The organism is Symploca atlantica LB2515 (genome assembly GCF_052546295.1).
The window spans coordinates 5939975-5953616 of the sequence record NZ_JBQWMT010000001.1 but is presented as its reverse complement, the minus strand read 5'-3'; the positions used below and the strand labels follow the sequence as shown (position 1 = coordinate 5953616).

Genomic DNA, 13642 nt, shown 5'->3' with positions numbered 1-13642 from the left:
CGACTCCAGGTTAAAATGTTCTTCCCCTGTGACGTGGTATCAATTAATGCAGAGATTGATCGTCAGGAGGAATACACTGAGAGTAACGATGAAAAATAGTGATTAAATTGTGAACTTGACAAACTAGCTGCTAACTCTCCAGCCCCTTGGCACAAATTGCTGGCTCTTCTTGCCAAGGCAGAATCAAGGTAACACTGGTTCCCTTTCCTAGCTCACTACCGACTAGAATCTTGCCCCCGTGCAACCTCGTAGCCTCCTGAACAATTGTCAAGCCTAAGCCTGCTCCCGGTGTAACCCCCACGTTGGAGCTGCGAAAGAAAGCTTTAAATACCTGAGTTAAGTCAGCGTTGGGTATACCAATACCTTGGTCAGATACACAAAAAACTATTTCCCTGTTTCCATCTTGTTCAGACTCTCCCTGGCGCACTTGTACTTCTAGGCAAACTTGACCGCCTTGAGGAGAGAAATTGACGGCATTGGTAAACAAGTTTTTGAGGATTAACTTTAGGAGTTTTTCGTCTAGAGATGGGTTAGATAAACAACCTTGACACTCTAAAATAATTACATGTTTATTCGTAACACTTGCTCGCCATTCTTCTACTAGCTCGCGAGCTACCGACTCGATATCTATTGGTGCTGGCTCAAAGTCTATAATTCCCGCTTCAGCTTGGTCGAGGAAAGTCACATTGTTGACTAACTTAGTTAAGTATTCTACGGACGTCTGAATGCGTTGAAAATGTTTCTTTTTTTTCTCCTCTATCCACTGAGAGCTGTAACGTTCTAGCAGCTGAGTGGAAGACAAAATTGTTGTTAGTGGGGTGCGATACTCGTGGGAAATACTAGCAAAGAGACGAGATTTTAATTCTTCTAACTCTTCCTCTTTTTCTTTAATAAATCGCAGTTCCTCTTCTAGGCGCTGACGGCGAGGAATCTCTGTCTGTAGTTGCTCATTCAATTGCTTTAATTGTGCAGCACTTTCTGCAACTCTGACTTCGAGTTCCTCATTTGTCTTCTGTAGAAGTTCTGCTAATTTATGGCGCTCAATAATTTCATGGAAAACTAAGACAGCTCCTCGGATTTCACCATTTTGATTTTTGATGGGTGCTGCGCTGTCATCAATGGGAATTTCACTACCGTCTTTAGTTATCAGCAGGGTGTGGTTTTCTAGTACTACAGTAATTCCCTCTAGCAGTGCCACATCTAGAGGATTCTTGACAACCTGACGGGTTTTTTCGTTGATAGTTCGGAAAACTTGATTGACATCACAACCTAAAGCCTCTTCCTGCTTCCAGCCAGTCAGTGCTTCAGCAACGGGGTTCATGTAAGTGACTAAACCTTGGGAATCCGTAGTAATTACGGCGTCACCCATACTCTGGAGTGTTGTTGACAGCCACTGCTCTCTCTCTCCCCGTTGACGCTCCATCTGATGCTTGTACAGAGCAATTTCAATAGCAGTACCCAAATCTCTCGGCTCAAAAGGCTTGAGAATATAACCGTAGGGCTCGGTGAGCTTGGCACGATTGATCGTTTCCTCATCAGTGTAAGCTGTGAGATACACCACAGGAATGTGGAAGCGGTTGCGGATTTGTGCTGCAGCTTCAATGCCATCTATTCTGCCTGTCAGCCTAATATCCATTAGGACTAAATCAGGAAGATTTTCTGCCGTTTGTTGAATCGCTGCTTCCCCAGAAGTGACATTCGCTATCACCCCATATCCCAGTGCTTCTAGTCTATTTTGAATACTTAGGGCAACAATACTTTCATCTTCAACAACTAGAATTCTGGCTTTTACCATTAGGAATTTTGATTGGTCTAACCATGGGCTTCTCAAAAGCTAATTTTAAATTCAGCCCTTACACCAACAACAAGTTTAACTGTTTCTTCAAGTTGATTAAGCAAGACGCATAATATCTATATCCTTCGTGATTGAGAATGCTTGAAGTCAAAATTCCGGGACAGTCCCACACCAGTATCCCTAACAAGGAAAGTAAATTGCTCGTGGCGATCAATGGTTCACCTCTAATCGGGAGAGTTCCAGGCTAATTTAGCATTACTGTTGAGTTTAGCTAAGGAGTCCTGTATGTCCTCTCCCCCTAATCAAGTTCTAGTCTCCTCAGCAAAGTAATCAGTGCTTGAGAAGCTAAGCCTTGGCAGCCATTGACAGAATCAGATCAATCATTCTATTGGAGTAACCCCACTCATTATCGTACCAAGAGACCACTTTAAAAAAGTTGGAATTTAACTCAATACCAGCCCCAGCATCAAAAATACTTGAATGAGGGTCAGTGGTAAAGTCACTAGAAACCACATCGTCTTCCGTATAGCCAAGAATCCCTTTAAGTTCCCCTTGTGAGGCTTCCTTCATCGCTGCACAGATTTCTTTATAGCTGGTCGCTTTTTCTGTCCGGAAGGTTAAGTCAACCACTGAAACATCAGGAGTTGGCACCCGTAGCGCCATCCCGGTTAGTTTACCCTTGAGTTCTGGTAGCACCAAGGTAACAGCTTTCGCCGCACCCGTAGCAGCAGGGATAATGTTCTGAACAGCACCACGTCCACCCCGCAAGTCTTTTTTACTCGGCCCATCTACTGTTGGCTGAGTAGCCGTCATCGCGTGAACAGTCGTCATTAAACCTTCAGCTAAGCCAAAGTTATCGTTAATTACTTTGGCAATAGGTGCTAAGCAGTTGGTGGTGCAACTGGCATTAGAAACGATGGTATCTTTACTGGGATTATAGGCATCGTGATTAACGCCGACTAATAAAGTTGGTACTTGATCCGGATCTTTTGTCGGGGCTGAAAGAACAACTCGCTTAGCTCCACCTTTAAGATGTTTAGAGGCACCCTCGTAAGTAGTAAATAAACCAGTGGACTCAACCACATAATCTACACCATATTTGTCCCAGGGCAATTCCTCCGGGTTTTTAATTGACACACAAGGGATAAACTTGCCATTAACCACAATCCCGTCGTCTTTGGCTTCTACAGTGCCTTTGAAACGACCATGGGTTGAGTCGTATTTCAGTAAATAAGCGATATTCCTGGGTGGTACTAGGTCATTGATACAAAGAAATTCAATGTCCGGGTGGTCTATTCCGGCGCGGAAAACCAATCTTCCAATACGACCAAATCCATTGATGCCGACTTTAACGGTTGCCATGAGAAAAGCTCCTTTTGGTAGGTTCTCACAAAGTCTCCCTTCAAATCCTTATGGCGTTTAGGCATTAACCAGAAGCTCAAAGGCTGAAACTTCGTGACGTAGTGCCACTAAATCCTACAGGTGTTGAGAAATTCCCCTGGTAATTTTCCAAAAATCTTTCTTTAATCAGGCGTTGCCTGATTGCGGAATAATCGGCGATTCTTCTTCCCTGTTCCCCTTCCCTTGTCCCTATTGATCTTCACTTGGCCGATAAACAGCAGCAACAGTGTGGTCAGGATTGATCGCGATTACGAGATCTACTAGGCTGGGATCTTGGGTCATAGGTGTAATGAAAAGTTCTGGGTGGAGTGCTTGCCAAAAATAATTGACAAACTCAGCAACTTGTGAATCAGCCATTCCAGATTTACCCGTAGCCCTCATTTGCTGTTCCGCCTGACGCCGCCACAGCAGACTAAGACGGTAGTCAGTGGGGTAGAGAATGATTAACTTGTCTAGTCGTTCCCACAAAGGTAAATAACTCTTAAGTTGGTCATTCATATCGCGAGCAAAGGCTAGATCAGTGGGAGTTTTCAGGGGTACTGGAGTTGAACTGTCAAACACGGCTGGGTCAATGGGCCGAACACCGACAAACCAGCCTTCAAACAGCACAATATCCACACCTGTCACCGTTTCTGGCGTAGTGCGATCGCCTGCGCCTCCATAAGCAGACTTGTCAAAGCGCGGCATCATAATTGGCTGTTGGTAGTTGGGTTGACGCAGTTGGTCTAGTAACTGTTTACCCAGTTCAAGATCATGGGTTCCTGGCGGGCCACGCCAAATCAAGCGGGGATCTTGCTGTTGCAGGCGTTGTCGTTCTTCATAGGTTTTGTAGAGGTCATCCAAAGAAAGACCAACACAGCAGTAACCTAGGTGATTGAGAATCAAACTCAAAATTGCCGCTAGCGTAGTTTTGCCAGTTCCTTGTCCCCCTAAGATCCCTTGAATCAGAGGACGATTTAGCTGTTTTCTTTGGGAAGCTAGCTGCATGGCTAGGGGAAGCCAGAGGTTCCAGAGGGATAAAAGAATTCTAGTCCTAGCCGCTTGTTGACTAATAGAGTTCCCAGAGTCAAAGGAGAGAACTTCCGAAGCGACAGCTTGAAAAAGATGCGCTCGCGTCTGAAGGATTTCTAAGCTATTTACTGGTGTAATGCCCAATGCCTTCGCCCTAGACTGAGAAACCAGTTCAAGATTCGCTAGCTGTTGGTACTCTAAAGCCGTTGGTTTGTGACCTACCGCCCAATTATTGAGGATTTGCTCTAGAGATGTCTGGGGTTGCTGCATCACCTTAGGAACCTAATTTGAAAGCTTCCAAGAACATACTGTAGGTTAGACCAATTTTCAGAGCGTTAACTGATTCAGACAATAATGAGGATTTGCTAAGGCCTTCAGCAGAGGGAGTTCGTCGCCGAGCACCGCCGTAAACTACTCGACTAACTGTTTCGGTAAAGAGAATCAAAATCCCCGCAGCAACCACGTCCCAGTCCGCTGTTTGACCAGCAGTTGTGGAAATTGCTGTTCCTAAAAAGATTCCCAAAAGCAAACTAATTAAAATCAGCGAGACGCGCCGCCAAGGGTTAGCAAACCATAGTCTTAGCTGCGCCAAGATAAAGTCAAATAAATTGTTGAGACGGGTATTTTGCATTGTATCGACCTAACGACTATAGCGATCTCAAATAAGATAGGAACACTCTTCTAAGTTCCCCAAGTTCTCCTTCATTGAGAGCATTTTAACTTTCCTCAATTTACCCACATCTCGACTTAAGAAGCGGAACTCCCCGACTGTGCCAGAGTCAGGAACTGCAAATAGGTAGAATGCATTGAGGACATTTTCCGCTAAATTAAGGTCTGGAAATACCCTTGCTGAGTTGCCTACGACAGGATATCTATAAATTGGGATTAAATGAAGTTTAAGGTTGATCGTCGCTTACGGCGGTGCGCTGAGTACAATCGCACTGTTAAGTCTTGGTGGCAATGGGGAGAGCAGCAGCCAACTATTGCCTGGACACTCTCTATTTTTTGGTTGCTCATGATTAGCTGGTTAGCTTTTCTGTGGCATTTGGGGAGCACGGGTTTAGTTGATGAGACTGAACCCCTATTTGCTGAAGCAGCTCGCCAGATGACGGTAACTGGTGACTGGATCACGCCGTATTTTAATGGTGAGACGCGCTTTGATAAGCCGCCTTTAGTTTACTGGCTGATGGCTCTTGGCTACCAAATCATTGGCGTCAATGAATGGGCCGTGCGACTCCCTTCGGCTCTCGCTGCGATCGCTTTGACTGTATTAGGCTTCTATACGCTGCGCTTTTTGGGAGTGTCTCGTCCTGCTGCGGTTGTTCCCTTAGAGGATGCCGGATTAGAGAACGATACCTCCACCCCCGCGTCTCTCCAGCACCAACTATGGCTATCTGCTGGGATGGGTTCGGCAATGATTGCCCTTAATCCCCAAACCGTTGTCTGGGGGAGAACCGGAGTGTCAGATATGCTACTTTCTGGTTGTATGGGTTGTGCTCTTCTGGCTTTTTTTCTGGGATATGCCCAGCCCCAAGAGGCACAAGGCAAATATTTCTGGTCGAGTGTTAAAAACCGCTGGTATCTGGCATTTTATTTACTGATTGCTCTAGCTATCCTGACCAAAGGGCCAGTAGGTATCGTCCTGCCAATGCTGATTATCGGTGCTTTTCTCTTCTACCTGGGCAAGGTTAGGGAAGTCTTGCGAGAAATGCAGGTTCTTCGAGGCTGTTTGCTGATGTTAGTCATCACACTGCCTTGGTATGTGCTGGTGACGATAGCCAACGGAGAAGACTATATAGACTCGTTCTTTGGCTATCACAACTTTCAGCGCTTTACCGAAGTGGTTAATGGTCACGACGCCCCCTGGTATTTTTACTTTTTGGTGGTGTTGGTTGGCTTTGCCCCCTGGTCGATTTACTTACCAGCAGCGATCACCAGGCTACGCTTCTGGCAGCGAGATCACTGGCAATCTTCACCCCGTTCTACTCAGTTAGGTTTATTTGCCCTGTTCTGGTTTGCTGGTGTTTTTGGCTTCTTTACCATCTCCGTCACGAAACTGCCTAGCTACGTGCTACCTCTAATGCCTGCGGCGTCAATTCTCGTGGCTTTGCTGTGGAGTGACCAGATAACTAGAGGCAAAGGGCAACAACGCTTCCCTGTTCTTTTGCTCAGTGGGTTGTTTAACGTAGTGTTTTTGTTAGCGATCGCTGCTGCAATGTTTTACAGTCCCCACCTCGTCGGCTACGATCCGGCGGCACTAGATTTGTCTGAACGGCTGCAACAGTCTGGTTTACCCTGGCAAGGGGCTTTAATTTGGGGAGCAACGGCAGTAATAACAGGGCTGTTGCTGTTGCGACGCCGTTGGTGGTCTTGGCTGTGGAGTGCCAACTTTGTGGGTTTTTTGGCGTTTGTGGTCTTTGTGGTGACACCAGTCTCTTTCCTGATAGATCAAGATCGTCAGCTACCTTTGCGGCAATTATCTCTGCTTGCTGCTCAAGTAGAGCAACCACAAGAAGAGTTGCTGATGATCGGTTTCAAAAAACCCAGTGTAGTCTTCTATAGCCAAAAACCGGTGAATTATTTTGCTCGGCAAACTTCCGCAACTGCCCACATTGAGGAACTCGCCGCAACTGAGTCCCAACCTTTCTCAGTGCTACTCCTCAGCCAGTCGGAAAAACTCAAGAAAAGTAAACTCCAGCCCAATCAATACAAAAACTTAGGTAGTGTCGGAGCCTATGAACTGATCCGACTTACGATCAAACCTCGGCAAGAGGGTTAATTAAGGTTGCGGGTTGGTTTAGCCGTTAATGCTAGCGGCAACTTGAATAACTTGCAGCAGGGCAGCGATTTTTTGCTGGTTATCTGGTGCCAAGCAAGGAAATACCGAAAGTCCTGTTATTTGATTTGCTGCTGCTGTTGTTTGATGATCTAAAGTCACCAAGGGCAAAGAAGACAAGCAGCTATGGCAGGCAAAATGTTTTAGATAGACAAAGGGGTCTGCTGTTGATGCTTCGTCGAGTAAAACAACATCTGGCTGCCAAACACGGGCCAGCAATTCTGCCTGTTCTAAGTCATCAGCTTCGAGAACTCGGTAATCGAATTCTGAGTGATCGAGGCTCAAGAAGTCAGTTAACTTAGAAGTCACTGTGGAACTGTGGGAGCGTCTTTCCACGGGCGACAGGTGAAGAATGGTCAAAGAGCGGCTGATCTTGCTTTGCTCTTCGCCTACCCCAGTCAGGCTTTGTCGTAATTTTTGCTGTTGTATCGGTAAACTTAAAAAGCCATCGGCTTTGTCGTATTTGCTCTGTTGTTCTTCCTGGGATGCCGTGACCCAAATCGGGATTTGACTAGTCTGAGCATCTGACCTGAAGAGGTTCAGAAGCTCCGGATGGGCAAGTTCCAGCAAGGAAGCATTGATTAAAACGGCACGGGGTTGAAAAGTGCGGGCTTTTTCTAGTGCTTCTGTCCCGGAACGGGCAATAATGACGCGATAGTCTAAATTATTCAGTTGTTCCATCAGTGCTTCGAGTTGCTGGGGTACGGTTTCCGCAACTAATACTAAATGACTGCTTCTTGGGGAGCACTGCTCAGGAATGGGGGTAAAAGAGACAGTCGTGGTCGAAGAGGAAGAAAGATGCTCACCTTGGTCTGTTTCACACTGGGCTGATGCTGTCTGAGAGCCGTTAGCTATCGAACTACCCTGTTGGGATGGGCTGTAGGGCAGTAGCAGGGTAAACTGGCTACCTTGATTGGTCTGGGAGATAAAAGAGACATCTCCGCCGTGTAAGCGAGCCAAACGTTGAGTTAAAATCAATCCCAGACCAGCTCCTTCAAAGCTGTGGGTTAGAGATTCTTCTCCTTGTTGTAATTTACCTAAGAGCAACTGTTGCTTCCAAGGGGGGATACCAATTCCGGTATCCCAAACAGTGAAGGTAATCCATGTCTGCCAAAGATTTACCTTGAGACCAATTTCGCCACTAGTTTCTGTAAATTTGAGAGCATTTTCCAGCAGATATCCCAGCATTTGGCGTAAGCGTAACTCGTCGGCAACAACGAACTCTAAATTAGGTTCAATTTCTAGGGTAAATTTGGTTTTTTCTGTTGATTCTTCTTTTTGGGGATCTTTGGCATACAGTCTTTGTCGGGCTTGAGAATAGGCTTGAGTGCAGGCGCTCTCAATCTCTACGGGTTCGAGTCTGACTTCCAGTTGACCCGTCTCCATACGAGTTAAATCTAGGATGTCGTTGAGTACGGTCATTAACTGACGCCCACTCTGATAAATTAGCTGGGCATAGCGTGCTTGACGCTCATTAAGTTTTCCTAGAGCCTGGTCTTTTAAAAGCGAAGACAAACCCAAAACAGCAGTGAGGGGTGTCTTGAGTTCATGACTAATACAAGCTAGAAACTCATCTTTGAGTCGGTTGAGCTTTAATAAATCTGCGTTTTTTACTGCTAGTTCCTGGGTAAAAAAATGCTGCTCTGTGGTGTCTTGACCTAGCACAATCCACAGGGCGGGGATAGTAGATGACACCTGAGCAGAACAAGGCTCTGAATCCGTTTCGCTCTCTTGGGTAAGGGGTAAATCGACTCCTAGATGTCCCGAAGGAGAAGCAGTGAGTTCAGGTGAGGTTGCAGGTAAATTATGTGGGCAATTCTGGCAAACTGACTCTGTATCCCTTTCTCGCAATGCAGGTGTACTAGTCTTGTGGTTGTTGTTAATTTGTTCATCTTCCTTGTGTCTCTCTAATTCCCTCTCTTGAAGCGAACTACTAGGAGATGAGAGCGGTATTTTAATAAATGAGAAAAGGCGTTCATTTTTTGTGGGTTTGCCTTCGCAAGCTGGTGCAGACACTCCTTTTTCAGTTAGAGCGTCGGCGATCATTTCAATTTGGGGTAGTCTAGACAAGCTAACTCCTCCTCCCACAAAACCTGCTTGGGGAAAAGTATCAATGGCGCAGCAGCTACCAGTAGCAGCCGGTACCAGCCTCTTCTTCTCTACTTCGGTGGGAAGAGTGGGTACACAGGGCGATAGCCAAGGGAATTGAGATGCTTCTTCTTGCTTGGACGGGGGATTCACCGAGCTTGGCGGTGGAGCTGTCGTTTGCTTGCTTGTGTAATCTGTTCGCTGTTTAAGAGCCGCATCGCGATTCTCCGACGCGCTCCCCTTGATGGAGCTGGATGAAGGCTCTGGACTTGTCACCTTGAATCCTGGAGAGGACACGCTCCGGTAATCACCAGGTTGTCCTGAAACTGTCGCCGCATTCTTCGATGCAGGGGCCGCACAGTAGCGAGTTACCCATTGTGTACAGGAGCAGGTTATTTCTGGCAACTCAGGCGGGATATTATTTAGTGTCGGATTTGTAGTTACTTCGACACAGTCCAACTTGACGGTGGTTCCAATTTCCCGACGCCACGCCAGGTTTTGAGTGAGCACTTGTCCGTTACCAGTTTGCAAGCTCAGGGGTAATGGCAGTTGTTCAAGTAGTTGGACTAGAGAATTAAGGGAATTGATCTCGGTTATTGTCTGTTGATTCTCTAGATCTACTAGAGGAGTAGGGAAGTGATTATTGTTACGGTTTGAGGCTAAAGACTTTAAGACTAGCCAACTGTTGAGCAATCCCAGAAATTTTCCATCTTGATCTACTAAAGCATAGGGTTTAGAGTCAATAGTCTGTCTTGAAGTCTCTGGGTTTCTGTACTCAATAGGATCAACAACTGCCTTGCTTTTGTTCCCTATATCGGCCTCTTGCAAGATTGACAGGAATTGGCTCAAGTTCAACTGATCTGGTAGGATGACCAGTGATTCCACTATCGGCGGCTCTAATTGGCATAAAGGTTTGTCTAAATCAACCTTTGTTCTTGATTCATGAGTTTCTCCTAGGCTTACCTGTGAAAGCAGGTGGGGCATCACCCGTGATAGGCTAACTACTCCCAAGGGACGCTGCTGTTCGCTCAAAATGACAATTACGTCGCATGGCGAGGAGCGAAAAATTTCCAGCACAGCTTTCAGACCAGACGCCTGTTCACAAACCGGAACTGACTGAGCAAATTCTCTGAGACTGGGAGTCACCATGTACATCAACTAATTTCCGGCGGCTTTAGAAATACTAGCTTGCGGTTACAGAATACCCTCTTAATCTAACTGAAAGCCCAGTTTACTCAAGTCCGAGAGCAAAAGAAGACTATTATTGACCTCCAAAGAGCTGGTAAAGCCTAATTATCTCTCTCTATCTATTGGAGAGCAAGAAAGCAATGTACTGACAACTAATTACAATTCTCAAACTATTGAAATTAATGTTCAAAGTATTATGAAGAAATTGTTAGAATATGTGACGATTTAGTAAAGCCATGACCTAAATAGCCAGTTCGCTTTTTTAACAGGTACTATTTTGCCTACCCAGCTGTCTATCTGTACTTTTATGCGTTCTCAGCCCCTGGCTCTATCCTTGAGCCAGCTCCTAAGCGGTGACCGCTATACTCTCCATATCGCTAGCTCAGAATCGGAATTTTTCGATTTTATTGATGAAAATAAGCAAGAACTTGATTGTCTACTTCTACAGGATAACTCCTCCCTACTGACTTTGCTCAAACGGTTGTCTGAACAGGGGACGCTGTTACCCGTGGTCATTTTTTCGGAAGAATTAGGGATAAACTCCTCTGTTGTTGCTAATAGCAAGCGCAATAAATCGACTCAGACGATCAATGATTACTCACAAGAGCCTGCCAGTCCTTTATTTCACGCTGCTGAAGTTCGACTTAGTATCTTCCAACCAGCTAATATTGGAGATTTTATTGACAAGGCGATTGCCCGCTACATCTACCTTACACCCAGCTTAACTTTAGCAGATTATGCTGCTACTCCTCTCTTAAAAAATGGCTTAGACACTGATAGTTTCATAATTAAACAGCAGCAGAGATTATCTGAAAAACTTCAGGAGCGACTCGGTTACTTAGGTGTGTACTACAAGAGAAACCCCCAGTTATTTTTCCGGAACCTGCCGCAAAACGAGAGGCAAAATCTTTTAGAAAACTTAAGATCTCAATACAGTCAAATTATTTTGAATTACTTTTCTCAAGACTACAGTATTAATAAAAAAATTGATGAGTTCGTTGACCAAGCGTTTTTTGCCGATATTTCTGTCTCAAGAATCGTAGAAATACACATGGAAGTGATGGATGATTTTTCCAAACATTTAAAGCTAGAAGGGCGCAGTGAAGAAATGTTGCTTGACTATCGATTGACGTTGATCGATGTTATCGCTCATCTTGGTGAAATGTATCGTCGTTCTATACCTAGGGAGTTGTAAGCTGGGATTTAACGATAAGCTTTTAACAGGTTCTTAACTAGCCCTTGTCTAGGAGTGCGTTTTTGGTTGCTATTGCCTGATTACCGATCTTTTTACTCATTAGCTAATGGCGTTTCTTATGAGTCCCTTAAAAAAAACCTACGTTCTCAAGCTTTATGTTGCCGGAAACACTGCCCATTCTGTCAAGGCATTGAAAACACTCAAAAATATCCTCGAGCAAGATTTTCAAGGAGTTTATGCCCTTAAAGTGATTGATGTCCTCAAAAGCCCCCAGCTTGCAGAAGAAGATAAGATCTTGGCAACACCGACGCTATCGAAAGTATTGCCACCTCCGGTTCGGAAAATAATTGGTGATCTTTCGGATCGGGAAAAAGTTTTGATTGGCTTGGATCTTTTATATGAGGAACTCAGTGATGCAGAACTAGATTTGTAGTTGAATTTCGGAGTTTACAGCATAATTTATCCTTGCTCGTAGCCAAATTGACTTTTTTTATTTGAGTAATATCTTTTTTTTGCGTTTTTTAATCTACAGTATGAGTCAACTTAACCTAGCTGAGCAAAAACCGGACGAACCAGAGACTTTAGGAGTGAAGAAAATACAGACGATGATTGAAGGCTTCGATGAGATTACTCATGGAGGTCTACCGATTGGTCGAACTACTATCGTCAGTGGCACATCCGGTACTGGCAAAACTTTGTTAGCAGTACAGTTTCTCTATAACGGCATCAGCAATTTTGATGAAGCAGGTGTATTTGTTACTTTTGAAGAATCTCCTACAGATATCATTAAAAACGCCCACAGTTTTGGTTGGGAATTACAAAAATTAATTAATCAAGGTAAACTTTTTATTTTGGATGCCTCACCTGACCCAGAGGGACAGGAAGTTGTGGGGCAATTTGATCTTTCTGCCCTAATTGAACGTATTCAATACGCTATTCGCAAATACAAAGCCAAGCGGGTTTCGATTGACTCAATAACCGCAATCTTTCAGCAATATGATGCTGCCTCAGTGGTGCGGCGAGAGATTTTTCGCTTAGTAGCACGCCTCAAACACATTGGTGTGACTACAGTTATGACCACCGAACGAGTTGATGAGTATGGGCCAGTAGCAAGATTCGGTGTAGAAGAGTTTGTTTCAGACAACGTGGCGATTGTTCGTAACGTTCTTGAAGGAGAACGCCGACGTCGTACTATCGAGATTCTCAAACTACGTGGCACAACTCATATGAAGGGAGAATATCCCTTTACGATTAACAATCAAGGTATTAATATCTTCCCTTTAGGAGCAATGCGACTAACCCAGCGTTCTTCTAATGTGCGCGTATCTTCGGGCATCAAAACTCTGGATGAAATGTGCGGCGGTGGATTTTTCAAAGATTCGATTATTCTAGCAACTGGTGCCACAGGTACTGGCAAAACTTTGTTAGTGAGTAAGTTTATCCAGGATGCTTGCTTGCAAGGTGAACGCGCTATTCTTTTCGCCTACGAAGAATCTCGAGCTCAGCTATCTCGTAATGCTCATTCCTGGGGAATTGATTTTGAAGAAATGGAACAAAAGGGTCTTTTAAAAATCCTTTGTTCTTATCCAGAATCAGCAGGTTTAGAAGACCATCTGCAAATTATCAAATCTGAGATTGCTGATTTTAAGCCGTCTCGGATTGCCATTGATTCACTTTCTGCTCTAGCACGAGGAGTCAGCAATAATGCCTTTCGTCAATTTGTGATTGGTGTTACTGGCTACGCTAAGCAAGAAGAAATTACTGGTTTCTTTACTAACACTACTGACCAATTTATGGGTTCTCATTCGATTACCAATTCCCATATTTCTACAATTACTGACACAATTTTGATGCTGCAATACGTAGAAATTCGGGGTGGTATGTGTCGCGCCATTAACGTCTTCAAAATGCGGGGTTCTTGGCACGATACGGGTATTCGTGAATATATTATCAGTAGGGAAGGTCCAGAAATTAAAGAATCTTTCCGAGATTATGAAGGAATCATTAGTGGTTCTCCATCTCGTATTGTTATCAATGAAAAGAGCCAACTTTCCCGGATTGTTCAAGGAGTTCGTGGCAAATCAGAGGAATAATCCAGTTTGCTCTGAAGGGTAGGTAATAAGCACTC

9 protein-coding genes are annotated in these 13642 nt (G+C 44.7%); 4 read left to right on the top strand and 5 right to left on the bottom strand.

The window, feature by feature from the left end:
* Positions 1 to 130: 130 nt before the first annotated feature.
* From ACT7WV_RS24665 to ACT7WV_RS24650, 4 genes are all read right to left on the bottom strand, one after another.
* Complete coding sequence (locus tag ACT7WV_RS24665; protein ID WP_445105405.1) at positions 131 to 1795, bottom strand: hybrid sensor histidine kinase/response regulator; 1665 nt, start codon at positions 1793 to 1795, stop codon at positions 131 to 133.
* 345 nt (positions 1796 to 2140) lie between these two features.
* Positions 2141 to 3157: a type I glyceraldehyde-3-phosphate dehydrogenase gene (gene gap / locus ACT7WV_RS24660; protein ID WP_445105404.1), complete on the bottom strand. Its 1017-nt coding sequence runs from the start codon at positions 3155 to 3157 to the stop codon at positions 2141 to 2143.
* A 228-nt stretch (positions 3158 to 3385) separates the two neighbouring features.
* Positions 3386 to 4477, bottom strand: coding sequence for a glycerate kinase (locus ACT7WV_RS24655; protein WP_445105403.1), 1092 nt, complete (start codon positions 4475 to 4477; stop codon positions 3386 to 3388).
* A 4-nt stretch (positions 4478 to 4481) separates the two neighbouring features.
* Positions 4482 to 4838, bottom strand: a complete 357-nt coding sequence (locus ACT7WV_RS24650; RefSeq protein WP_445105402.1) for a DUF565 domain-containing protein — start codon at positions 4836 to 4838, stop codon at positions 4482 to 4484.
* A gap of 258 nt (positions 4839 to 5096) precedes the next feature.
* On the opposite strand from ACT7WV_RS24650, the gene ACT7WV_RS24645 reads away from it, so the two are divergent.
* Positions 5097 to 6986: an ArnT family glycosyltransferase gene (locus tag ACT7WV_RS24645; protein ID WP_445105401.1), complete on the top strand. Its 1890-nt coding sequence runs from the start codon at positions 5097 to 5099 to the stop codon at positions 6984 to 6986.
* Positions 6987 to 7004: 18 nt separating this feature from the next.
* Here the strand turns inward: ACT7WV_RS24645 and ACT7WV_RS24640 are convergent, their stop codons facing one another.
* Positions 7005 to 10286 carry an ATP-binding response regulator gene (locus ACT7WV_RS24640; RefSeq protein WP_445105400.1) on the bottom strand — a complete coding sequence of 1094 codons (3282 nt, stop codon included), beginning with the start codon at positions 10284 to 10286 and terminating at the stop codon, positions 7005 to 7007.
* Between the two features lie 310 nt (positions 10287 to 10596).
* Here ACT7WV_RS24640 and ACT7WV_RS24635 point away from each other — a divergent pair, with 310 nt between their 5' ends.
* From ACT7WV_RS24635 to kaiC, 3 genes are all read left to right on the top strand, one after another.
* Positions 10597 to 11514 (top strand): circadian clock protein KaiA, encoded by a 918-nt coding sequence (locus ACT7WV_RS24635; protein WP_463424200.1) that lies wholly within the window; start codon positions 10597 to 10599, stop codon positions 11512 to 11514.
* Positions 11515 to 11632: 118 nt separating this feature from the next.
* A complete protein-coding gene (gene kaiB, locus ACT7WV_RS24630) occupies positions 11633 to 11947 on the top strand; it encodes a circadian clock protein KaiB (RefSeq protein WP_445105399.1) in 315 nt (104 codons plus the stop codon).
* A 100-nt stretch (positions 11948 to 12047) separates the two neighbouring features.
* A complete protein-coding gene (gene kaiC, locus ACT7WV_RS24625; protein ID WP_445105398.1) occupies positions 12048 to 13607 on the top strand; it encodes a circadian clock protein KaiC in 1560 nt (519 codons plus the stop codon).
* The last annotated feature ends 35 nt before the right edge of the window (positions 13608 to 13642 follow it).